At 66.8% G+C, this 23,094-nt stretch carries 22 protein-coding genes; 17 read left to right on the forward strand and 5 right to left on the reverse strand.

Annotated elements, in window-relative coordinates; all coding sequences use genetic code 11:
* The first annotated feature begins 64 nt into the window (after window positions 1-64).
* From BMX57_RS12715 to BMX57_RS12730, 4 genes are all read left to right on the forward strand, one after another.
* Complete coding sequence (locus tag BMX57_RS12715; protein ID WP_092367507.1) at window positions 65-754, forward strand: GntR family transcriptional regulator; 690 nt, start codon at window positions 65-67, stop codon at window positions 752-754.
* 1 nt (window position 755) lies between these two features.
* Window positions 756-1,508, forward strand: a complete 753-nt coding sequence (locus BMX57_RS12720; RefSeq protein WP_092367510.1) for an aspartate/glutamate racemase family protein — start codon at window positions 756-758, stop codon at window positions 1,506-1,508.
* Window positions 1,509-1,593: 85 nt separating this feature from the next.
* Entirely contained in the window at window positions 1,594-2,466 is an 873-nt protein-coding gene (locus BMX57_RS12725) for an NAD(P)-dependent oxidoreductase (protein ID WP_092367513.1), read from the forward strand.
* 108 nt (window positions 2,467-2,574) lie between these two features.
* Window positions 2,575-5,634 carry an aminotransferase class III-fold pyridoxal phosphate-dependent enzyme gene (locus BMX57_RS12730; RefSeq protein ID WP_092367516.1) on the forward strand — a complete coding sequence of 1,020 codons (3,060 nt, stop codon included), beginning with the start codon at window positions 2,575-2,577 and terminating at the stop codon, window positions 5,632-5,634.
* Between the two features lie 18 nt (window positions 5,635-5,652).
* Here BMX57_RS12730 and BMX57_RS12735 read toward each other — a convergent pair whose 3' ends face one another.
* Together BMX57_RS12735 and hemP are read right to left on the reverse strand one after the other, a co-directional pair.
* Window positions 5,653-6,081 carry a hypothetical protein gene (locus BMX57_RS12735; protein WP_092367519.1) on the reverse strand — a complete coding sequence of 143 codons (429 nt, stop codon included), beginning with the start codon at window positions 6,079-6,081 and terminating at the stop codon, window positions 5,653-5,655.
* Window positions 6,078-6,245: a hemin uptake protein HemP gene (hemP, locus tag BMX57_RS12740; RefSeq protein WP_092367522.1), complete on the reverse strand. Its 168-nt coding sequence runs from the start codon at window positions 6,243-6,245 to the stop codon at window positions 6,078-6,080. The genes BMX57_RS12735 and hemP overlap by 4 nt, the downstream gene beginning before the upstream one ends.
* Window positions 6,246-6,601: 356 nt before the next feature.
* On the opposite strand from hemP, the gene BMX57_RS12745 reads away from it, so the two are divergent.
* From BMX57_RS12745 to BMX57_RS12765, 5 genes are all read left to right on the forward strand, one after another.
* Window positions 6,602-7,576, forward strand: a complete 975-nt coding sequence (locus tag BMX57_RS12745; RefSeq protein WP_092367525.1) for a glycosyltransferase family 2 protein — start codon at window positions 6,602-6,604, stop codon at window positions 7,574-7,576.
* On the forward strand, window positions 7,573-7,968 hold the full coding sequence (locus BMX57_RS12750; RefSeq protein ID WP_092367528.1) for a GtrA family protein: 396 nt from the start codon (window positions 7,573-7,575) through the stop codon (window positions 7,966-7,968). Before BMX57_RS12745 ends, BMX57_RS12750 begins: the two co-directional genes overlap by 4 nt.
* A gap of 1 nt (window position 7,969) precedes the next feature.
* The gene (locus tag BMX57_RS12755) at window positions 7,970-8,725 is read left to right on the forward strand and encodes a class I SAM-dependent methyltransferase (protein ID WP_092367531.1); all 756 of its coding nucleotides are present in this window, start codon (window positions 7,970-7,972) and stop codon (window positions 8,723-8,725) included.
* 6 nt (window positions 8,726-8,731) lie between these two features.
* Window positions 8,732-10,189, forward strand: coding sequence for a hypothetical protein (locus BMX57_RS12760; protein WP_092367534.1), 1,458 nt, complete (start codon window positions 8,732-8,734; stop codon window positions 10,187-10,189).
* Between the two features lie 143 nt (window positions 10,190-10,332).
* Window positions 10,333-11,157: a bifunctional allantoicase/(S)-ureidoglycine aminohydrolase gene (locus BMX57_RS12765; RefSeq protein ID WP_092367537.1), complete on the forward strand. Its 825-nt coding sequence runs from the start codon at window positions 10,333-10,335 to the stop codon at window positions 11,155-11,157.
* On the opposite strand, the gene bhcR is transcribed toward BMX57_RS12765, so the two are convergent.
* Window positions 11,147-11,965 (reverse strand): HTH-type transcriptional regulator BhcR, encoded by an 819-nt coding sequence (gene bhcR, locus BMX57_RS12770; protein WP_092367540.1) that lies wholly within the window; start codon window positions 11,963-11,965, stop codon window positions 11,147-11,149. The two genes, BMX57_RS12765 and bhcR, sit on opposite strands and share 11 nt — an antisense overlap.
* A gap of 200 nt (window positions 11,966-12,165) precedes the next feature.
* On the opposite strand from bhcR, the gene bhcA reads away from it, so the two are divergent.
* The 4 genes from bhcA (at window position 12,166) to bhcD (ending at window position 16,605) form a co-directional block, all read left to right on the forward strand.
* Window positions 12,166-13,356: an L-aspartate--glyoxylate aminotransferase BhcA gene (bhcA, locus tag BMX57_RS12775; protein ID WP_092367543.1), complete on the forward strand. Its 1,191-nt coding sequence runs from the start codon at window positions 12,166-12,168 to the stop codon at window positions 13,354-13,356.
* Entirely contained in the window at window positions 13,356-14,327 is a 972-nt protein-coding gene (gene bhcB, locus BMX57_RS12780; RefSeq protein WP_092367546.1) for a beta-hydroxyaspartate dehydratase BhcB, read from the forward strand. Before bhcA ends, bhcB begins: the two co-directional genes overlap by 1 nt.
* Window positions 14,328-14,342: 15 nt before the next feature.
* Window positions 14,343-15,506 (forward strand): 3-hydroxy-D-aspartate aldolase BhcC, encoded by a 1,164-nt coding sequence (gene bhcC / locus BMX57_RS12785; RefSeq protein ID WP_092367549.1) that lies wholly within the window; start codon window positions 14,343-14,345, stop codon window positions 15,504-15,506.
* A gap of 133 nt (window positions 15,507-15,639) precedes the next feature.
* The gene (bhcD, locus tag BMX57_RS12790; RefSeq protein WP_092367552.1) at window positions 15,640-16,605 is read left to right on the forward strand and encodes an iminosuccinate reductase BhcD; all 966 of its coding nucleotides are present in this window, start codon (window positions 15,640-15,642) and stop codon (window positions 16,603-16,605) included.
* Between the two features lie 175 nt (window positions 16,606-16,780).
* Here bhcD and BMX57_RS12795 read toward each other — a convergent pair whose 3' ends face one another.
* On the reverse strand, window positions 16,781-18,040 hold the full coding sequence (locus BMX57_RS12795) for a urate hydroxylase PuuD (protein ID WP_092367555.1): 1,260 nt from the start codon (window positions 18,038-18,040) through the stop codon (window positions 16,781-16,783).
* Between the two features lie 103 nt (window positions 18,041-18,143).
* On the opposite strand from BMX57_RS12795, the gene BMX57_RS12800 reads away from it, so the two are divergent.
* The gene (locus tag BMX57_RS12800; protein ID WP_092367558.1) at window positions 18,144-19,049 is read left to right on the forward strand and encodes a LysR family transcriptional regulator; all 906 of its coding nucleotides are present in this window, start codon (window positions 18,144-18,146) and stop codon (window positions 19,047-19,049) included.
* A 6-nt stretch (window positions 19,050-19,055) separates the two neighbouring features.
* Here the strand turns inward: BMX57_RS12800 and uraH are convergent, their stop codons facing one another.
* The gene (uraH, locus tag BMX57_RS12805) at window positions 19,056-19,412 is read right to left on the reverse strand and encodes a hydroxyisourate hydrolase (protein WP_092367561.1); all 357 of its coding nucleotides are present in this window, start codon (window positions 19,410-19,412) and stop codon (window positions 19,056-19,058) included.
* Between the two features lie 149 nt (window positions 19,413-19,561).
* Here uraH and puuE point away from each other — a divergent pair, with 149 nt between their 5' ends.
* Genes puuE through BMX57_RS12820 form a run of 3 tightly spaced genes read left to right on the forward strand, consistent with a single transcriptional unit; the run spans window position 19,562 to window position 22,955 of the window.
* A complete protein-coding gene (gene puuE / locus BMX57_RS12810; protein WP_092367563.1) occupies window positions 19,562-20,977 on the forward strand; it encodes an allantoinase PuuE in 1,416 nt (471 codons plus the stop codon).
* Window positions 20,974-21,465, forward strand: a complete 492-nt coding sequence (locus tag BMX57_RS12815; protein ID WP_092367566.1) for an ureidoglycolate lyase — start codon at window positions 20,974-20,976, stop codon at window positions 21,463-21,465. Before puuE ends, BMX57_RS12815 begins: the two co-directional genes overlap by 4 nt.
* Window positions 21,466-21,518: 53 nt before the next feature.
* Entirely contained in the window at window positions 21,519-22,955 is a 1,437-nt protein-coding gene (locus tag BMX57_RS12820) for a uracil-xanthine permease family protein (protein ID WP_092367569.1), read from the forward strand.
* The last annotated feature ends 139 nt before the right edge of the window (window positions 22,956-23,094 follow it).

Genomic DNA, 23,094 nt, shown 5'->3' on the forward strand with positions numbered 1-23,094 from the left:
TTGCATGACAGGTTGCGCGCAAGTGGATCCCGCCCTAGGATTTCCGCAACCGCAAGAGGATGTCATGGCCAATCCCGACAGCAATGTGGACCGGCTTTACCAGGCGCTGCATAGCCGCGCGGCAGAGTTCGCCTTCAAGCCCGGCGCGCGGATCAACGAAAGCGCCCTGGCGGCCGAACTCGACGCCTCGCGCACGCCGATCCGTGAAGCCCTGAACCGGCTGGTCGCCGAGGGGTTCCTGACCTTCCAGAGCGGGCGCGGGTTCTTCTGCCGGCCGCTCAGCCCGGATCTGATCCTGGAGCTGTACGAGGCGCGCATCGCAATCGAGTGCGAGGCGGTGCGCCTGGCATGCCAACGCGCCAGCGATGCGCAGATCGCCGAACTGGCGGAGGAACTGGACCGGATCGCACCCGACTATCACGCGGATGCCGAGATCGACGATCTGCTGGCGATGGACGAGGCATTCCATCGACAGCTCGCCGGGCTGAGCGGAAATGCCGAAATCCTGCGCCTGCTCGACAACCTGGCCGACCGCATCCGCTATGTCCGCCGGATCGACCTGCGCAGCCTGCGGGCCCGCAGCGGCCCGCGCGGCGACATGCTGGCCGCGCATCGCGGGATCCTGGAGGTGGTGGCGCTGCGAAAGCCCGAGAAGGCCGCGCGCGCGTTGCGCAGCCATATCGAACGCCGGCAGGAAGAAGCGACCGAGGCCGTGCGCGCGGCATTCGCGCAGCTCTACGTACCGGAGATGTGAGATGGCCCAGAACCTTCTGCAGGGCGGCAAGACCGTTTATGGCGCATCGGTGGGGATCCTGATGCTGGAGACCCGGTTTCCGCGCATTCCGGGCGACATGGGCAATGCGCTGAGCTGGCCGTTTCCGGTGCAGTACCGGGTGGTGCGCGGCGCCTCGCCCGACAAGGTGGTGCGGGGCAATCCGCGCGACCTGCTGCCCGTCTTCATCGAGGCAGGGCGCGAGCTTGTGGCGATGGGCTGCGACGGGATTACCACCAATTGCGGTTTCCTGGCGCTGGTGCAGGAGGATCTGCGCGCCGCACTGGGCGTTCCGGTGGCGACCTCATCGCTTATGCAAGTACCGATGGTGCAGGCCATGCTTCCGCCGGGACGCAGGGCGGTGATCCTGACCATCTCGAAGGCGACGCTGACGGAGGCTCATCTGGCGGCGGCGGGCGTTCCGCCCGACACACCGATCCACGGGACGGATGATGGCCGTTGCCTGAGCCGGGACATCCTCGGCGACGCGCCCGAGATCGACTTCGACGGCTGCCGGCTGGATATGCTGGACGCCGCCGACGCAATCCTTGCGGGTGTGCCAGATGCGGGCGCCATCGTGCTGGAATGCACCAACATGGTGCCTTACGCGGCAGATATCCGGCGCCGGACCGGCCTGCCCGTGTTTTCCATCCAGACCATGATCGAATGGTTCCAGGCCGGTCTCATGCCGCGCCGGTACCCGGTGGAACTGGACGATTCGCGCCCCGGAGCCTGACGGCGCCCCGGAAACGCCTTGCCCTTCCGGACGGGCTTTGCTTTGACTTGGCGCAGCATCGCGCGGCAGGGGAAAGGATCGAGCCATGGCAAAAATCGCGTTTCTGGGCCTTGGGGTCATGGGCTATCCGATGGCCGGACATCTGCAGGCGGCGGGCCACGACGTGACCGTCTACAACCGCACCGCGTCAAAGGCCGAGGCCTGGGTGGGCGAGCATGGCGGGACCAGCGCTCCGACGCCGGCCGCGGCCGCGTCCGGCGCCGAGTTCGTGATGGCCTGCGTCGGCAATGACGACGATCTGCGCGCGGTCTGCCTGGGCGCGGACGGCGCCTTTGCCGCGATGGATGAGGGCTGCGTCTTTGTCGACCACACCACCGTGTCTGCCAAGGTCACGCGCGAGCTGTTCGAGGCCGCCGCAGGCAAGGGCATCGGCTTTGTCGACGCGCCGATCTCGGGCGGACAGGCGGGGGCCGAGAATGGTGCGCTGTCGATCATGTGCGGCGGCGAGCAGGCCCATTACGACCGGGCCGAGCCGGTGATGGACGCCTATGCCCGCATCTGCCGTCGCATCGGTGACAGCGGCGCCGGGCAGATGACCAAGATGTGCAACCAGATCGCCATCGCCGGGCTGGTGCAGGGCTTGAGCGAGGCGCTGCATTTCGCCGAGAAAGCGGGCCTTGACGGGCGCGCGGTGGTCGAGGTCATCAGCCAGGGCGCGGCGGGAAGCTGGCAGATGTCGAACCGGTATGAGACCATGCTGGACGATCAATTCGAGCACGGCTTCGCGGTGGACTGGATGCGCAAGGATCTGGGCATCTGCCTGGATACCGCCGACGAGACCGGCGCCTCGCTGCCGGTCACTGCGCTGGTCGACCAGTTCTACAAGGACGTGCAGAAACTGGGCGGCGGGCGCTGGGATACGTCGTCGCTGATCAAGCGGTTGCGCGCGTTGGGGTGACGCATCGGGGGCGCTGCCCCCGTCCGCCTTCAAGGCGGACTCCCCCGAGGTATTTTCGGCCAGATGAAGGGGATCCCGGGCGCGCCCCGGCCAGTGCGGGAGTTATTAATGCCGACCGAGTCTTGGGTGCGCCACCTGCGCCAGCATTGGGGAATGAAGGCCACGCTGGCGCGGCTGAACGGAGAGTATGACCTGAATTTCGCGGTAACCGCGCAGGACGGCCGGGAATTCGTGCTCAAGGTGATGCGGCCCGGCTGCGACCGGGGGCTGGTCGAGATGCAGGTGGCGGCGCTGGCGCATCTGGCACGGCGCGCGCCCGGCCTGCCGTTTCCTGCGGTGATCCAGGCGCTGGACGGTGCGGCGCTGTTGGAGTGGCCCGACCCGGATGGCCAATCGCGCCTGGTCTGGCTGCAGGAGCGGCTGCCGGGGCGCTGCTATGCCGAGAGCGCGCCGAAATCCCTTGACCTGATCCGCCGGCTGGGCCGGACGCTGGGCGCGGCGGACCGCGCGCTGGAGGATTTCAGGCATCCGTCGCTGGAGCGGGACTTCAAGTGGGACCTGACCCGGGCGGAATGGATCGAGGCGGAGCTGAACGTCATCGCCGATCCGGACCGGCGCGCCTGGCTGACCGAGATCGTCGAGGGGTTCCGGGGCATCCGCGCCGCACTGTCCGCTTTGCCGCGTCAGGCCATCCACAACGACGCCAACGACTACAACATCCTGGTCGAGGGCGTGCTGTCCGAGCCGCGGCGGATCTCGGGGCTGATCGACCTGGGCGACATCTGCGCCGCGCCCAAGGTTTGCGAATTGGCCATCGCCGGCGCCTATGTGGTGCTGAATCACCCGCATCCCGAGCGGGCGCTGGCGGCGCTGGTGCAGGGCTATCACGCGGCCAACCGGCTGACGGCCGACGAGGTCGACCTGATCTGGCCGCTGTTGCGGATGCGGCTGGTTGTTTCGGTGGTCAACTCGGCCTTGATGGCCACAGAGGCGCCCGACGACCCTTACGTGACGATCAGCCAGGCTCCGGCCTGGCGGTTCCTGGAGAACGAGGCCGTGAACGGCGCCCTGATGCCGGCGCGGCTGCGCGCCGCCTGCAGGCTGCCGGTGGCCGAGGGCGCCGACCGGGTGATGGCCTGGCTGGAGCGTCAGCGCGGATCCTTCGCGCCGATCCTGGGCGAGTCGCTGGAGGATACGCCGGTCGGGTCGCTGTCGGTCGAGGGCTCGGTCTGGCCGCGCGACCCGTTCAACCTGGCACCGGACGAGGCCGCCCGGGTCGGCGAGGAGCACGCGGGCAACCGCCTGTGGCTGGGCCGATACAACGAGCCGAGGCTGATCTATACGGCGCCCGCATTCCGCAAGGGGCCGTGGAAGGCCAGCGACCGGCGCAGCGTGCATATCGCTGCGGATGTGTTCGCGCCGGCCGGCACGCCGATCCACGCGCCGCTTGCGGGCACGGTCGCGCATGTCGAGAACCGGGCGGCGCATCTGGACTATGGCGGTGTGGTGATCCTGCGGCATGAAACCCCCGAGGGCGATGCGTTTCACACGCTCCATGGCCATCTGGACCCGGAGGTGTGCGACCGGCTGCGGGTCGGCGACCCGGTGGAGCAGGGCGCCGCCTTCGCGCGCCTTGGCAGCCCCGGGCAGAACGGTGGCTGGGCGCCGCATCTGCATCTGCAACTGGCGCTGTCGGTGGCGGGGATGGAGGCCGACTGGCCCGGTGTCGCCGATCCCGACGAACTGGAGCTGTGGCACGCGCTCTGCCCCAACCCGGCGGCCTTGCTGAACCTGCCCGATGACCGGCTGCACCACCGGCCGACCGACCGCAGCCGCGTGCTGGAGCAGCGGCTGGACCATTTCGCGCCCAATCTGAGCCTGAGCTATGACGCGCCCGTGATGCTGGTCCGGGGCTGGCGGCATCATCTGTTCGACGAGTGGGGGCGGCCCTATCTGGATGCCTACAACAACGTGCCGCATGTGGGCCACGCGCATCCGCGCATCCAGGCGGTGGCGGCGGACCAGTTGAGGCGCGTGAATACCAACACGCGCTACCTGCATCCCGCGCAGGTGGGATTTGCCGAGAAAATCCTGTCGAAACTGCCCGATCACCTGCAGGTCTGCTTCTTCGTGAATTCCGGCACCGAGGCCAACGAGCTGGCGCTGAGGCTGGCCCGCGCCCATACCGGAGCGCGCGGCATGGTGACGCCCGATCACGGCTATCACGGCAACACAACCGGGGCGGTGGATATCTCGGCCTACAAGTTCAACAAGCCCGGCGGGCCGGGACAGCCCGTTTGGGTCGAACTGGTCGAGCTGGCCGACGACTACCGTGGATCGTTCCGCCGCGACGATCCCGACCGGGCCGCGAAATTCGCCGCGCTGGTCGAGCCGGCGATCGCCCGACTTATGGACAAGGGGCATGGGCTGGCCGGGTTCATCGCCGAGACCTTCCCTTCGGTCGGCGGGCAGATCATCCCGCCGCCGGGATACCTGCCGGCGGTTTACGCGCGGGTGCGCGCAGCAGGCGGCGTCTGCATCGCCGACGAGGTGCAAACCGGGCTGGGCCGCCTGGGCGATCACTATTTCGGGTTCGAGCAGCAAGGCGCGTCGCCAGATATCGTTGTGCTGGGCAAGCCCATCGGCAACGGCCACCCGCTGGGCGTGCTGGTCACCACACGCGAGATCGCCGCGAGCTTTGCGCAAGGCCCCGAGTTCTTCTCGACCTTCGGCGGCTCGACCCTGTCCTGCCGGATCGGCAAGGAGGTACTCGACATCGTCGACGACGAGGGCCTGCAGGAGAACGCCCGCGTCATGGGCGAACGGCTCATTGCGGGGCTGCGCCAGATCGAGGCCGACTTCGCCTGTATCGGCGACGTGCGCGGCATGGGGTTGTTCCTGGGTGTCGAACTGGTGCACCCGGACGGGTCCGAGGCCACCGAGATCTGCGCCTATGTGAAGAACCGCATGCGCGACCACCGCATCCTGATCGGCAGCGAGGGGCCGAAGGACAACATCCTCAAGATCCGCCCGCCGTTGACCATCGAGGCCGAGGATGTGGACATGATCCTGAGCTGCCTGCGAGCGGTACTGGGCGAACTGGGCCACATGACGCCCGACGCGCGGCACCGGCACCATCATCATGGTCCCGGCTGCGGCTGCACCTGAGCGCAGCCGCAGCGTCGGTCAGTGCAGGACGACCGGGGCAGGCACGGTCTGCGGCGTGTCCAGTCTTCGGCCGATCTCGTCCCGGCGCAGCGCCAGGCCGAGATCCTCGGCCAGTGCCGCCAGGACCGGGGCCATGTCGGGCCGCACGATCAGGCAGGCCATCAGTAGCGCGTCCTCGCGCGCGCCATCGGCCGCGGCAGCGACCAGCGTGGCGAAACAGCTTTCGTCGGCGCCGAGGTACGCGCAGTCCGGCGCGTGACGGATCAGCGGGCGGCGGCCGAAACTGGCGCACAGGCCGCAGATCCGCGACATGGCGGCAACGGCGCCCGTCCGGGTCTGTGGGTCGTCGGTCCAGGTCCGCAGACATTTTACGGCCCGCGCGCGCAGCGGATCGAGATGGGCCAGCTGCCCAACCGGCGCGCCGCCGTGATTGACCCGCCCGCTCATTTCGTCAGGATCAGCTTGCCCGCGCGGGTGATGCGCAGGGTGTAGAGCTGATGGCCCAGCGCGATCTGCGCCAGGTTGCCGCCTTCGGTCAGTTCCTCGGCCCGGTGTGTGGGCAGGACCGGAAGCGGCTCGGAGCGTTCGTGCATCGGGGTCTGTGCGTTCATGATCTGGCCTCCTGAGGGCATTCGGCTGGCGATTTCTCTGACTGCCGCCGCCCCTTGGACGGGCCGGTGACGGTCTCGCTGGCTGACCCGGCAGAAGGCGGGATGGCGGACGATGAGTCATTTCTTATTAAAACAGTCGGATATGTCAAGCGCCGGGTGTTCCCACGCCCGGACCGGCGGCAGGGCGCTCGCACCGGCCCCCTGAAACAATTCCACCGAACCGCATCCTTTGTGGCCGGAACCGCAAAAATGCCCAGATTGGGTCGGCAATCCGCCGTATTGAACTGCAAATTCTGAACACGGTCCCTCGGGATCCGATTGTGTAATGGGCTTGTGCAACAAGGGGCGGACCAGCCATGTATCTGTCGATCGTCGTGCCATGTATGAACGAGGAGGCGTCCCTCCCCTCTCTCGTGGAGCGTCTGGCCGCGGTGATCGAACCCTGGAGCAACCGGGCCGAGATCATCCTTGTGGATGACGGCTCGACCGACGGGACATGGGACCTGATCCGCGCCGCCCGAAAGGAAGTGCCGCAGGTGGTGGGCCTGCGGCTTTCCGCCAATCGCGGGCATCAGGTCGCGCTGACCGCCGGGCTTGAGGCCGCGCGCGGCAAGCGGGTGTTCATGTTGGATGCCGACCTTCAGGATCCTCCGGAACTGCTGGGCGACATGATGCTGATGATGGATCGCGGCTATGACGTGGTCTATGGCCGGCGCGCGAAACGCGAGGGCGAGACCCTGTTCAAGAAGGTCACCGCCTGGGGGTTCTACCGCTTTCTCAACGCTCTGTCGGATGTCGACATCCCCCGAGACACCGGCGATTTCCGTCTGGTCAGCCGGCGCGCCCTTGACGCGGTGCTGGCGATGCCCGAGCGCACGCGATTCCTGCGCGGCATGTTCGCCTGGGCCGGATATGACCAGATCGGGCTGGAATATGTGCGCGCCCCGCGCGCGGCGGGCGAAACCAAGTATCCGCTGCGCGCGATGCTGAGCTTTGCCACGGATGCGCTGACCGGGTTCTCGACCCGGCCGCTGCGTTTCGCCACGCGCCTGTCGTTCTGCAGCCTGCTGGTCTCGCTCTTGATGGCGATCTATGTCTTCGGCTCGCTGTTCCTCTACAGCACCGCGCCGGGCTGGGCCTCGGTGGTGCTGGCGGTCAGCTTCTTCTCGGGCATCCAGCTGCTGACGCTGGGCATCATGGGTGAGTACCTTGGCCGCCTCTACATGGAGGCCAAGCACCGCCCGCTCTACTACCTCGCCGAAGAGGCGCGCAGCCTGGAGCCGGTTCCCTCGCCCGAAAACCGCCACGACAAGCGGACGGCGCGGGCATGAGCCAGGCGTCGCCCCTGCTGCGCTTTGCGCTGGTCGGTGCCGCCGTGGCGCTGGCCTATGTCGCACTCTACCTGCTGTTCCTGCAGGCCGGAATGGGCCGGGGTTGGGCCAATGCGCTGGCCTTCGGTCTGGCCGTGGCCGGGCAATATGTGGGCCAGACCCTGTTCACCTTCCGCCGCCGGCTGATCGCGCCACGGCAGGCGATGCGGTTCGCGGTGATGATCGGGCTGGGACTTGCAAGCTCGGCGGCGATCACCGGCGGGCTGGCCCCCGCCTTCGGTCTGCCGGATCTCGCCGCGGCCATCGCGGTCACCGTGATCCTACCGGTCCAGAACTACATCCTGATGAAAGCCTGGGTCTACGCGGCCCCCGCAACCTGTTCCGAGGTCTGACATGTCGCATATCTACACTGACCGGTTCTTCGACTATATCGACCGTGGCGCGCGCAGTTCGGCCCGCCGGCTGATCGCCGCTCTGCAACCCTGGTTGAACGCCGGCAGCGTGGCCGACCTGGGCAGCGGTCGGGGCGTGTGGCTGGCCGAATGGCAACGTGCCGGCGTGGAACACGTCCTCGGCGTCGATGGCGACTATGTCGAGCGGGTCCGGCTGGCGATCGCGCCCGACAGCTTTCGCGCCGCCGATCTGACGCAACCACTGAAATACGACCGCCGCTATGACCTGGCCCAGAGCCTGGAGGTCGGCGAGCACCTGCCCACCGAGGCCTCGGAAACCCTGGTGGCAAGCCTGACGCGGGCCAGCGACCGGGTGCTGTTCTCGGCCGCGGTGCCGGGCCAGGGCGGCGAGTTCCACATCAACGAGCAGCCGCTATCCTTCTGGCAGGACCTGTTCGCCGCGCGCGGATATCGCGCCTTCGATTGCGTACGGCCGGCGCTGGCCGGGCATGACGATGTCGAGCCTTGGTATCGCTACAACGCTGTCCTCTATGTGAATGCCGCCGGCCGCGAGGGCCTGCCCGACGCGGTTCTGGAGACCGAGATCCCGGCCGGCGAGCCGGTGCCCGAGGGCGGCAGCGCATCCTGGCGCCTGCGCCGGCAGATCGTCTCGATGCTGCCCCGCCCGACCGTGACCTGGATCGCGCAGGCCCGCGCCGCCGTTCTGGCGCGCCAGGCCCAGCGTATCGCGGGATAGACCGCCATGAGCAGCATGGACAGCACCCGGCCCGGTGTGATCGCGGGCCGCTCCGACGCATGGGGCGCAAGCGCCATCGCCCCGATGTCGCGCGTGCTGGGCACCATCGGCGTGACCTATCTGCTGCTGTTGCTGGTCTCGGCCACCAACCTGGCCGATCCGTTCCTGCGCAATGACGACTATCTGGCGCTTCTGGCCCTGCCGGACGGGTTCTACAGCAAGACCCTGCACGAGGGGCGCTGGCTGAACTACTGGTGGCACCTGCGCGGGATCGTCACGCCGGCCTGGCTGAACTTCGCGCTGTACCAGCTGTTCTGGGCGGCCTTCTGCGGGGCGACGGCGATCATCGCCTGCGGGCGCGGCGCGACCTGGCGGACGGTCCTGACGCTGTCGGGGCTGCTGGCGCTGTCGGTCCCGGCGCTGCTGATCTCGCTGTGGTTCAACACGCTGCTGCCCGGGATCGCCATCCTGGCGCTCTATGCGGTGCTGGCCACGCAGGTCTCGCAGCGAGTATCGCGGCTGTTGCTTCTGATCTTCGTGCCGATCACCCTGACCGCCTATACCACCTACCCGATCCTGCTGCTGTGCCTGTGCCTTGCGGCCCGCGACACGCGCCGGTCATGGACGGACCTGGCCACGGTGCTGTGCCTCTTCGGCCTCGCCTTCGGGCTGGGCATCGTGGGCATCTACACGCTCAACCTGATCGAACACGGCATCTTCGGGATCCCGATGGCCGAGTGGCGCGATCCCCGTCCGGCAACGGATTGGGCCTCGCTGATGGCGAATACGCGGATGCTGGCCCAGTCGATGTGGGACGGCGCCCTGGCGGCCGGGTTCCAGAACACCACGGTCACCGTTGTCGGCATCGCCCTGTTTCTGGGCGCGATGGTCGTGCTCGCCCGCACGGATCGGTGGAGCGCGCTCTACCTGATGACCGGCCTCGGCGCGGGGCTGGCGCTGCTCAGCCTGCAGGTCCTGCTGACCGGCATCACCCTGCCGCACCGCACCCTGGGATTCGCCTGCATGATCGCGGCCATCGCCGTGGTCCGCGCACAGCTCGAGGCGCAGGAGCACGGACTGCCCTCGGCCCGCGCGCTGCAACTGGGGGCGCTGACGATCCTCGCCGCCCACGCGATCCTCACGCCCAAGCAATACGCGTCCTACCTCCCCTGGCAACAAGAGACCCGGGCCATGGCGGACATCCTCAACGCCGGGCATGGCCCGCTTTACGTCACCGGCGACTACGACGCGCTGAACTCGGCCAGGTCTGCGCATCTGCAGGCGCCGCAGGCGCTGCGGCTGAGGCTCTATCACCTGACCGGGCGCCGGATTGTGGTCTGTTCGGAAACCCCTGACCGCTGCGGCAGTTTCGCGCCCTATGACGGTCCCCGGCCGCATATGGTTCAGGGCGACGACGCGATGGTGCTGTACCTGCCGGTCAAGGCGGAGAGCCCGGACGGATAGCGCAGCGCAGGCCACCGCCGTTTTCAGGTATTTCAAAAAAATCCTGACGATCCTTCTGGGAATCCCGATAGGGATAGTCGTTGGCGCGGGGACCGCTTCGGGGTTCAATGCCCCGAACATGACCCGAGTGAAGGGCTCCCTCCATGACCGCTCCCACCTACTACGCTCCCACCGGCGGGCTGCCGCCGCAGACCCAGTTGCTGACCGATCGCGCGATGTTCACCGAGGCCTATGCGGTGATCCCCAAGGGCACGTTCAGCGACATCGTCACCAGTTTCCTGCCGTTCTGGGACAAGGCCCGGTTCTGGGTGCTGTCCCGCCCGCTGTCGGGCTTTGCCGAGACCTTCTCGCAATATATCGCCGAGGTGATGCCGGGTGGTGGCAGCGACCGGCCCGAGACCGATGCGGGGGTCGAGGCGGTGCTGTTCGTGGTCGGGGGCACGATCCGGGTGACCATCGACGGAACCGGGCATGACCTGTCCGAAGGCGGCTATGCCTATATCCCGCCCGGCACCGCCTGGAGCCTGCGCAATACCGGCGACGCCGCCGCGCGCTTCCACTGGATCCGCAAGGCCTATCAGGCGGTCGACGGGCTGGACGCGCCCGACCCGGTAGTGGCCAACGAACGCGACATCGCGCCGACGCCGATGCCCGACACCGACGGGGCCTGGGCCACCACGCGCTTCGTGGACCCCGCCGACCTGCGCCACGACATGCATGTGACGATCGTCACCTTTCAGCCGGGCGGCGTGATCCCCTTTGCCGAGACCCATGTGATGGAACACGGGCTCTACGTGCTCGAGGGCAAGGCGGTCTATCGGCTCAACCAGGATTGGGTCGAGGTCGAGGCCGGCGACTACATGTGGCTGCGCGCCTTCTGCCCGCAGGCCTGCTATGCCGGCGGGCCGGGGCCGTTCCGCTATCTGCTCTACAAGGACGTGAACCGGCACATGCCGCTCAATCGCTGAGCGGCGCGCCCAAACCGCGCGAGACCTCGGCGGCGGCGCCCCGGACCAGCGCGCCGATTTCCTCGATCCGCGCCGGCGGCATCCGCTGGGTCGGGCCGGAGACCGAGATACCGGCCACCGCCTCGCCATGAATGTCGACAATGGGCGCCGCGACGCAGCGCATTCCGGCGGCCTTCTCCTCGTCGTCGAGCGCCCATCCCCGCGCCCGCACCTGCGCCAGATCGGTCTTGAGCGCGCCCGGATCGGTGATGGTCTGCGCGTTGAACCGTTGCAGCACGCGGCGGCGCAGGAACCGCTCCAGCCGGTCCTCGGGATAGCGGCTGAGCAGCGCCTTGCCGATGCCCGAGGCGTGCATGGGCGACAGGGTGCCCGGCGGAAAGAAGGCGCGGATGGATTCCTGGGTCTCGACCTGGCTGACGAACATCACTTCGCCATTGCGCTCGATCCCCAGATTCGAGGTCTCGCCAGTGTCCTGCATCAGCGCGCGCATGGCCGCCCGGCTGCGGTCGATCACGCTCATCCGGCGCAGAAAGGCCGATCCGAGGCGGAACGCCATCGCGCCGATATGCCAGGCCTGCTGCTGCATATCCATTTCGACCACCTGCCGCGCCTCGAGCGTGGCCAGGATGCGGTGCACCGTCGCGGTGGACTGGTCGAGCGACCGCGACAGTTCGGTCAGCGTCAGCCCGTCGGCAGCGGCCAGTGCATCGAGCACGGTCAGCGCGCGGTCCAGCGCCTGGATGGTCGGCTGCGACCCGGGCCCGGCAAAGGCGCGCGGCCGGCCCTTCCTGGGTGTGGGATCGGGCATGGCGTGTCCTTTGCGATTCCCCGTTTTCGGCGTGGAACAGGAAACACTGAAATGTTTTTTCGATCAATGAAAAATGCAAGCCATTGAAACACATCATGTAACTCTGGAAAAGACCTATCATGAAATCGTTTTTCAAGAAAATTTCAGACCTGCGCCTGCTGCGGTAGTCTGGGATGGAACCGCGACAGGAGTGGCACATCATGAGCTTTCAGAACCCCGTTTTCATCCCCGGCCCGACCAACATGCCCGAGGCGCTGCGCAAGGCCTGCGACATGCCGACGATCGATCACCGGTCGCCGCTGTTCGGCCAGATCCTGCACCCCGCGCGCGAGGGCGTGCGCAAGATCCTCAAGAGCGACAGCGCCGAGATCTTCATCTTCCCCTCGACCGGCACCGGCGGGTGGGAGACCGCGCTGACCAACACGCTGTCGGCGGGCGACAAGGTTCTGGCGGCGCGCAACGGCATGTTCTCGCATCGCTGGATCGACATGTGCCAGCGCCACGGCCTAAAGGTGGAGGTCGTCGAGACGCCCTGGGGCGAGGGCCTGCCGGCGGACCGCTACGAGGAGATCCTGACCGCCGATACCGGCCACGAGATCAAGGTCGTCCTGGCCACCCATAACGAGACCGCCACCGGCGTGAAATCGGATATCGCCGCCGTGCGCCGGGCGCTGGACGCGGCCGGCCATCCCGCGCTGCTGTTCGTCGATGGTGTCAGCTCCATCGCGTCGATGGATTTCCGGTTCGACGAATGGGGCGTCGATGTCGCCGTGACCGGCTCTCAAAAGGGCTTCATGCTGCCGGCGGGGCTGGCCATCGTCGGCTTCAGCGCCAAGGCGATGCAGGCGACCGGGACCGGCACCCTGCCGCGCACCTTCTTCGACGTGCATGACATGGCCAAGGGCTATGCCAACAACGCCTATCCCTACACGCCGGCCGTGGGCCTGCTGAACGGGCTGAACGACGCCTGCGCGATGCTGCTGGGCGAAGGGCTGGACAACGTGTTCGCCCGCCATCACCGCATCGCCGAGGGCGTGCGCGCCGCGGTCCGCGCCTGGGGTCTGGACCTGTGCGCCCGCTCGCCCGAGGTCTATTCCGACACGGTCAGCGCGATCCGCACGCCCGAGGGGTTCAACGCCACCGACATTGTGACACTGGCCGCCGAGAAATACGGCGTGGCCTATGGCACCGGGCTGGGCGAGGTCGCCGGCAAGGTGTTTCGCATCGGCCATCTGGGCAGCCTGACCGACGTGATGGCGCTGTCGGGCATTGCCACCGCCGAGATGGTGATGGCCGACCTGGGGCTGGATATCCAGCTGGGATCGGGTGTCGCCGCCGCCCAGGACGTGTATCGTTCGCCCCAGCCCACCCATTCCAGGGCGGCCGCGTGATGAAGGACGCAAGCCCGATGTATATCCCGACCTATGACGACATGCTGGCGGCGCATGAGCGGATCCAGCCGCATATCCGCCGAACGCCGATCCGGCAGTCGGCCTATCTCAACGAGCTGGCCGGCTGCGAGCTGTTCTTCAAGTGCGAGAACTTCCAGGAGCCGGGCGCCTTCAAGGTGCGCGGCGCCAGCAACGCGGTTTTCGGTCTGAACGAGGCCCAGGCGCAAAAGGGCGTGGCCACCCACAGCTCGGGCAACCATGCCTCCTGCCTGAGCTATGCGGCGATGCTGCGCGGGATCCCGTGCAACGTGGTGATGCCGCATAGCGCGCCGCAGGCCAAGAAGGACACGGTGCGGCGCTACGGTGGCAAGATCACCGAATGCGAGCCCTCGACCAGCGCGCGCGAGGAGACCTTTGCCCGGGTGCAGGCCGAGACCGGCGGGGATTTCGTGCACCCCTATAACGACCCGCGGGTGATCGCGGGGCAAGGCACATGCGCCAGGGAGTTCATCGAGCAGGTCGATGGGCTGGATTTCGCCGTCGCGCCGATCGGCGGCGGCGGCATGATCTCGGGCACCTGCCTGACCCTGTCCAACGCAGCCCCCGAGACGCGGATCATCGCCGCCGAGCCCGAGCAGGCCGATGACGCCTATCGCAGCTTCAAGGCGGGGCATATCATCGCCGACGACGCGCCCAAGACCATCGCGGACGGGCTGCTGGTGCCGCTCAAGGATCTGACCTGGCATTTCGTGTCCAACCATGTGAGCGAGATCTTCACCGCCTCGGAGGAGGAGATCGTCGACGCGATGAAACTGACCTGGAAACACCTGCGCGTGGTGATGGAGCCGTCCTCGGCGGTGCCGCTGGCGACCATCCTCAAGAACAGGGACCATTTCGCCGGCAAGCGCGTCGGCGTCATCATAACCGGCGGCAATGTCGACCTGGACAAGCTGCCCTGGATCAATGGCTGAAACGGAGTAACCGACATGAACGCACAAACCGATTTCTCGACCCTCGACGTGGGCTTCGACGTGCCCGCCGTACCCGGCATGGACGCGGCCGACATCCAGACCCCGGCCCTGGTGCTGGATCTCGACGCGCTCGAGCGCAACATCAAGAAGATGGGCGATTATGCCAAGGCGCACGGGATGCGCCACCGGGTGCATGGCAAGATGCACAAGTCGGTCGATGTGGCCCTGCTGCAGGAGAAGCTGGGCGGCGCGGTCGGCGTCTGCTGTCAGAAAGTGTCGGAGGCCGAGGTCTTTGCCCGCGGCGGCATCAAGGACGTGCTGGTGTCGAACCAGGTGCGCGACCCGGCCAAGATCGACCGGCTGGCCCAGCTGCCCAAACTGGACGCCAATATCATCGTCTGTGTCGACGATATCGCCAACGTGTCCGAGCTGTCGGATGCCGCCGGCAAACACGGCACCGAGCTGGGGGTCTTCATCGAGATCGACTGCGGCGCCGGGCGGTGCGGTGTCACCACCACCGAGGCCGTGGTGGAGATCGCCAAGGCCGTGGAGGCCGCCGACAACCTGAATTTCAAGGGCATCCAGGCCTATCAGGGCGCGATGCAGCATCTCGACAGCTATGAGGCGCGCAAGGAGAAGCTGGACGCGGCCATCGCGCAGGTCTCGGACGCGGTCGAGGGGCTGAAGGCGGCCGGGCTGGAGCCCGAACTGGTCTCGGGCGGCGGCACCGGCTCGTATTATTTCGAGAGCAATTCGGGCGTCTACAACGAGCTTCAGTGCGGCTCCTACGCGTTCATGGATGCCGATTACGGCCGCATCCTGGACAAGGACGGCAACCGCATCGACCAGGGTGAGTGGGAGAACGCGTTCTTCATCCTGACCCAGGTGATGAGCCACGCGAAACCCGACAAGGCGATCTGCGACGCCGGCCTGAAGGCGCAGTCGGTGGACAGCGGATTGCCGGTGATCTTCGGGCGCGACGACGTGGAATACGTCAAGTGCTCGGACGAGCACGGCGTGATCGCGGATCCCGACGGCGTGCTGAAAGTGGGCGAGAAGCTGAAGCTGGTGCCCGGCCATTGCGACCCCACCGCCAATGTCCATGACTGGTATGTCGGCGTGCGCGGCGGCAAGGTCGAGACGGTCTGGCCGGTCTCGGCCCGCGGCAAGGCGTATTGAGCCTGTATCGGATCGCTGCGCGATCCGACCGAAGCGGGGGGCATTCTGCCCCCCGCACCCCCCTGAAGGTATTTTCCGCGAGAGGAAGAGCCGGATGCCACCAACAAGGGCATCCGCGACAAGGAGATGTGCAATGCTGATCGTGCCCGAGCGCGAGATCGCCGACCTGATGACCCGGGAGGCGGCGTTCGACGCCGTCGAGAAGGTCTTTGCCGCCATGGCGTCGGGAGACGCCTACAACTTTCCCGTGGTGCGCGAGGCGATCGGCCATGAGGATGCGCTTTACGGCTTCAAGGGCGGTTTCGACCGCGCCGGTCTGACGCTGGGGCTGAAGGCCGGGGGGTACTGGCCGAACAACCTGGACAAGCGCGGCATCATCAACCACCAGTCCACGGTATTCCTTTTCGATCCCGACACCGGGATGGTCAAGGCGATGGTCGGCGGCAACCTGCTGACCGCACTGCGGACGGCGGCGGCCTCGTCGGTTTCGATCCGGCACCTGGCGCGCAAGGACGCTCGGGTGATCGGCATGATTGGGGCCGGACACCAGGCCCGTTTCCAGCTGCGCGCAGCGCTGGAGCAGCGGGATTTCGAGAAGGTCATCGGCTGGAACTTCCACCCCGAGATGCTGCCCAACCTGCAGGAGGTGGCCGAGGCGGCCGGCCTGCCATTCGAGGCGGTCGAACTGGACGGGATGCGCGAGGCGGATGTCATCGTGTCGATCACCTCGTCCTTCGACGCGATCCTGGGGGCCGACCAGGTCAGCCCCGGCACCCATGTGGCCTGCATGGGCACCGACACCAAGGGCAAGAAGGAGGTCGATCCGCAGCTCCTGGTGCGCGCCGACGTGTTCACCGACGAGGTGGCGCAATCGGTCAGCATCGGCGAGGCGCAGCACGCGGTCGGCCGGGGGCTGATCTCCGAGGCGGACGTGGCGCAACTGGGCGCGGTGATCAACGGCAGCCATGCCGGGCGCAGCTCGGACGACCAGATCACGCTGTTCGACGGCACCGGCGTCGGGCTGCAGGATCTTGCGGTGGCCGCTGCGGTGGTGGACCTGGCGGTCGAGCGGGGCATCGCGATCGAGGTCGATTTCTGAGCCCCCTGCGCCTGTCCCATGGACAAGGGTCGGCGTCATGCGCCGGCCCTTTCCTTTTGCCTGATCTCAGTCTGCCTTGGCCACCAGGGACGGGCACAAAAAACCTTGTCGGCGCAACAAGAAAAGGCCGGCGCGATTCGCGCCGGCCTGCGGGCTTCCGTGATACTCGGGGCCCTCAGTTGGCCGCGATATGAAACGGCAACTCCTGCGCCGCGTTGCGATACCAGTCCACGATCAGTTGCCGCTCTTCGGGCTCCATGTAGGTGACATTGGCGGGCGGCATGGCATGGGTCACGCCGGCCTGCAGGTAGATCTGCCGCGCCGCCCGGGCGATGTCGGCCTCGGTCTCCAGCAGAATGTTCTTGGGCGCGCGGTAGAACCCCTCGTAGAAGGGCTCTCGCGCGTGGCACATCGAACAGCGGCCGGGCACCACGCCCATCACCTCGTCGAACCCCTTGGCGCTGGCGAAGACTTGTTCGGCGGGGGTCAGGGCGCGTGTCTCGGACTCTTCCAGAGTGTCCTGCATCAGCGGCGCGGTCGACAGCCACATGATGCATATGAACAGGATCGCGTTGACCGCCCAGGTCCAGGTCGGGTTGCCGGACCGGGCGTGCAGGGAGTTGAAGTAGTGCCGGATCGTGACCCCCATCAGGAAGACGAGCGCGGCGATGATCCAGTTGTACTCGGTGGCGAAGGCCAAAGGGTAGTGGTTGGACAGCATCAGGAACAGCACCGGCAGCGTCAGGTAGTTGTTGTGGGTCGAGCGCAGCTTGGCGATCTTGCCGTATTTGGCGTCCGGCGTACGGCCCTCCTGCAGGTCCTTCACCACGATGCGCTGGTTGGGCATGATGATGAAGAACACGTTTGCCGTCATGATGGTGGCGGTGAAGGCGCCCAGATGCAGCATGGTGGCGCGGCCCGTGAAGATCTGGTTGTAACCCCAGCCCATCGCCACGAGGAGCACGAACAGGAGCAGCATCAGGACCGTCGGCTGCTCGCCCAGGCCGGACTTGCACAGCCGGTCATAGACCAGCCAGCCGATCGACAGGGAGCCGGCCGAGATCAGGATGCCCTGCCAAAGCGCCAGATCGGCCTTGTTGGCGTCGATGAGATAGAGCTCGCCGCCGACCCAGTAGACGATCATCAGAAGCGCGGCGCCGCTGAGCCAGGTGGCATAGCTTTCCCATTTGAACCAGGTCAGGTGGTCCGGCATGTTCTCGGGTGCCACCAGGTATTTCTGGATATGGTAGAAGCCGCCGCCATGTACCTGCCATTCCTCGCCATGGGCGCCGGCGGGCAGGCTTGGCGTCTTGCGCAGGCCCAGGTCCAGCGCGACGAAATAGAAGGACGACCCGATCCAGGCGATCGCCGTTATGACATGCAGCCAACGCACGGCGAAGGCCATCCAGTCCCACATGATGGCGAGATCTTGCATCTTTTCTCCCTCGAATTGATCGCCCCGACGCTAGAGCATGCGCGGCTTTTCGTGTATCCGGTGAAAAACCCAAGCTGCTTCAAAAAAACACAAAGAATGAAAAATGGCCTATCTCGACAATATCAGGACCTTTGTGCGGGTCTATGAGCTGGGCAACATGTCCGCCGCGGCGCGCGATCTGCGAATCTCGGCGGCGGTGGCGTCGTCGCGGATTTCCCAGTTGGAAGAGCATCTTAACGTGCGCCTGTTCCAGCGCACCACGCGGCTTCTGAACCCGACCGAGCAGGGCAACCTGTTCTATCACGGCGCGACCAAGATCCTCGAGGCCGTGGACGAGGCCGAGGCCGAGATCACCAGCGTCACCCAGCAGCCGCGCGGCACGCTGTTCCTGGCGGCGCCGCTGGGGCTGGGCCAGCGGCTGATTGCGCCGGCCGTGCCGAAGTTCAACGCCGAATACCCGATGATCGACATCCGGCTGCGCCTGTCGGACCGCAAGCCGGACCTGGCCGCCGAGGGGCTGGACGCGATGTTCTTTCTGGGGGTGCCGGAGGATTCGAACCTGCGCATCCGCAAGATAACCGACTGTCCGCGGATCCTGTGCGCCTCACCCGACTACATCGCCCGCCGGGGGCAGCCGGCGCGGTCGGAGGAGCTGAAGACCGAGAACCACGACTGCCTGAACCTGCGCTATCCCGGCGCGCCCGAGTTCCAATGGCCGCTGCAGACACCCGACGGGGTGCGCCGCGTGCCGGTCTCGGGCCCGTTCGAATGCGACCATGGCGATGTGCTGACCAGCTGGGCGCTGGACGGGCACGGCATCATCCTGAAGCCGGTCTTCGAGATCTCGGAACACCTGGCCTCGGGGCGGCTGGTGCCGGTGCTGGAGGATGAACCGCCGGTGCCGATCCAGCTGGCCTGCCTCTACATGCACCGGCGTCGGCAGGATCCCAAGGCGCGGCTGCTGATCGACTTCATGGTCGATCACATCCTGGCCAACATGCCCGCCTGACCGGTCTCAGCTGCCGCGATAGGTCGAGTAGCCGTAAGGCGAGAGCAGCAGGGGCACGTGGTAATGCGCTTGCGGGTCGTCCATGCCGAAGCGGATCGGGATCTGGTCGAGGAACTTGGTCTCGCCCTGCGCCTGCCCCGTCTGTTCCAGGTACTCGCCGCAGAAGAAGACCAGCTCGTAGGTGCCGGTCTTGAACGTGTCCTGCGGCAGGATCGGCGCATCCGTGCGCCCGTCATCGTTGGTCACCGTCTCGGCGATCTTCGTGTGCGAGTTTCCCGACACGCGATAGAGCGCGATCCGGATGCCTTCGGCGGGACAGCCGCGGGCGGTGTCCAGAACATGGGTGGTCAGATATCCGGCCATCTCGGTGCCTCCTGTTCGGTTCCGCGGCCACACTAGACCGCGCCACGCTGCTGCATACAGTCGAAACCCGCAAGAAGCTGCTTCAAAAAAATCTGGAAGGTTCTTTGGATTTGCTTGCCCTATAAGAAAGAAAATTCAGGAGGCCGAATTTGACACGCTATACCCGCGACATGCGCGGCCACGGGCCGACACCGCCAGCGCCCAGATGGCCAGGTGATGCGAAAATCGCCGTTCAGTTCGTTCTGAATTACGAGGAGGGCGGCGAGAACTGCGTCCTGCACGGGGACGCGGCGTCCGAGGCGTTCCTGTCGGACATTCCCGGCGCCGCGCAATGGGCCGGGCAGCGCCACTGGAACATGGAATCGATCTATGAATACGGCGCGCGTGCCGGTTTCTGGCGGCTGCACCGGCTGTTCACCGATGCGAATATCCCGCTGACGATCTATGGCGTGGCCTCGGCGCTGGCGCGCAGCCCCGAACAGGTGCAGGCGATGAAGGAGGCCAGCTGGGAAATCGCCAGCCACGGCCTGAAATGGGTCGAGCACAAGGACATGCCCGAGGAGGAAGAGCGCGCCGCCATCGCCGAGGCGATCCGCCTGCATACCGAGATCGTCGGCGAGGTGCCGCGCGGCTGGTATACCGGGCGCTGCAGCACCAACACCGTGCGCCTGGCCGCCGAGACCGGCCAGTTCGACTATATCAGCGACACCTATGACGACGACCTGCCGCACTGGATCGAGATCGGCGAGCGCGACCAGCTGATCATCCCCTACACGCTCGAGGCCAACGACATGCGCTTTGCCACCGCGCCGGGCTGGGTCACGGGCGAGGATTTCGGGCAATACCTGACCGACGCCTTCGACACGCTCTACGCCGAGGGCGCGGCCGGGGCGCCCAAGATGATGTCCATCGGCCTGCATTGCCGCCTGGTCGGGCGGCCCGGCAAGATCGCCGGGCTCAAGCGGTTCATCGAGCATATTGCGAAGCACGATGGGGTCTGGTGCCCGCGTCGCGTCGACATCGCCGAGCATTGGGCGGCGACCCATCCGCCGCGCCGCTGGGAGCGGCCCAGCCGGATGGACAAGGCGCGATTCGTCGAGAGCTTCGGCGGCATCTTCGAACACTCGCCCTGGATCGCCGAACGGGCGCACGGCCTGGAGCTGGGTCCCGCGCATGACTGCGCGGCCGGCGTCCACAACGCGCTGTGCCGGGCCTTCCGCACCGCCACGGCGGAGGAGCGGCTGAGTGTGCTGACCGCGCACCCGGACCTGGCCGGCAAGCTGGCGCAGGCCGGGCGGCTGACGGCGGAAAGCACCTCGGAACAGGCCGCGGCCGGGCTGGACCTGCTGACCGACCAGGAGCGCGAGACCTTCACCCGCCTCAACGACACCTATGTCGAAAAGCACGGGTTCCCCTTCATCATCGCCGTGCGTGATCACGACAAGGCCAGCATCCTGGCCGCGTTCCAGCGGCGCATCGACAATGACCGCGAGACCGAGTTCGCCGAGGCCTGCCGCCAGGTCGAGCGAATCGCGCAGTTCCGCCTGATGGACCTGTTGCCGTGAGCCGCGTGCTGACGCCGCGGCCGCTTACGGCAGAGGCGTTTGCGCCCTTTGGCGATGTGATCGAGGTCTCGGGCGCGCCCGACAAGCTGATAAACCAAGGCATGTGCGGGCGGCACCACGACCGGGCGCGGCTGGACTTTGCCGATGGGCGGGCGGGCATCAGCCTGTTCGACGCCAAGGCCCGGCACCTGCCGCATGTGGTCGACATGGTGGAACGCCACCCCGAGGGCAGCCAGGCCTTCATCCCCGTGAACGGCGTCCCGATGCTGGTCATCGTGGCCGAGGACGAGGGCGGCACGCCCGTGAACCTCAAGGCCTTCACCAGTCAGGCGGGGCAGTCGATCAACCTGCTGCGCAATGTTTGGCACGGCGTTCTGGCCCCCCTTGGGGCGCCGGGGCGATTCGTCGTCGTCGACCGCATCGGCGACGGCCCCAACCTGCAAGAACACTGGTTCGACGATCCGTGGATCGTCGAGGCCACCCCCTGAAGCCGCCTGTCAAGAAGCGGCAAGACCCCCATAAGTGCAACAGGAGACGCGCAATGGCTGACACTTCCATCGGAACCCCGGAACAGCTCCGGGATCCAGATTACTTCCCCGGGCTGGCCAAGGGGATCCCCCTCGGCATCCAGCACGTGCTGGCCATGTTCGTCTCGAACGTGACGCCGGCGATCATCGTCGCCGGCGCCGCCGGTTTCGGGTTCGGCTCGAACTCGCCGGACTTTCCCGAACTTCTCTACCTGATCCAGATGTCGATGCTGTTCGCGGGGATCTCGACCCTGATGCAGACGATCACGCTGGGCCCGGTGGGCGCGGCGCTTCCGATCGTGCAGGGCACGTCCTTTGCGTTCCTGCCGATCATGATCCCGCTGGTGGCGGGCAAGGGCGTGGACGCGCTGGCCGCGCTGTTCGGCGGCGTCATCATCGGGGGCCTGTTCCATGCCTTCCTCGGCACGTTCATCGGCAAGATCCGGTTCGCGCTGCCGCCACTGGTCACCGGTCTGGTGGTGACGATGATCGGCCTCGCGCTGGTCAAGGTCGGCATCCAGTATGCCGCCGGCGGGGTTCCGGCCATCGGCACGCCGGAATATGGCAGCCTGCTGAACTGGTCCGCGGCGCTGGTCGTGGTGTTCGTCACCCTGGGCCTGAAGTTCTTTACCAAGGGCATGCTGTCGATCTCGGCGGTGCTGATCGGGCTTGTCGTGGGCTATGTCTATGCCATTTTCGTCGGCATCCTCAGCTTCGACGCCATCAGCGGATCCTGGGCGCGCTCGGCCGCCTTTGCGCTGCCGCAGCCGTTCAAATACGGTTTCGAATTCAGCGCCGCGGCGGTTATCGGCTTCTGCCTCATGGCCTTCATCTCGGCCATCGAGACCGTGGGCGACGTGGCCGGCATCACCAAGGGCGGCGCGGGCCGCGAGGCGACCGACAAGGAAATCCAGGGCGCGACCTATGCCGATGGTTTCGGCACCGCGGTCGCCGGCTGCTTCGGCGCCTTCCCCAACACCTCGTTCAGCCAGAATGTCGGCCTGATCGCGATGACCGGCGTGATGAGCCGGCACGTGGTGACCTGCGGCGCGGTCTTCCTGATCATCTGCGGCCTGATCCCAAAGGTGGGCGGCGTCATCCGCACCGTGCCCATCGAGGTTCTGGGCGGCGGCGTGATCGTGATGTTCGGCATGGTCGTGGCCGCCGGTATCTCGATGCTGTCCGATGTGACCTGGAACCGCCGCAACATGGTGATCTTCGCCATCTCGCTCAGCATCGGCCTGGGCCTGCAGTTGGAGCCGGGTGCGTTGCAGCACATGCCCGACACGGCCCGCATCCTGCTGACCAGCGGCCTGCTGCCGGCGGCGACCATCGCCATCGTGCTCAACCTGATCCTGCCCGAGGAACTGGCCGACGAGGCAACCGAGGAGGTATCGGGTGGGCATGCCGGACACGGCCGCGGCTCGCTTGTGAAGGACGATCACGTCTGACCGGAGCCGTCCGATTGCAGGACATCCTGGAAACGCCGCCGGTCCGCCCGCGGCGTTTCCTTGCGATTCGGACCGAGGCGGAATGGGGTCCGCGCCTGGTCGCACCGGGCCCTTTCGCCGCAGGTTGTCGACCGCCTGA

The organism is Cribrihabitans marinus (assembly GCF_900109035.1).
Taxonomy (GTDB): Bacteria; Pseudomonadota; Alphaproteobacteria; order Rhodobacterales; family Rhodobacteraceae; genus Cribrihabitans; species Cribrihabitans marinus.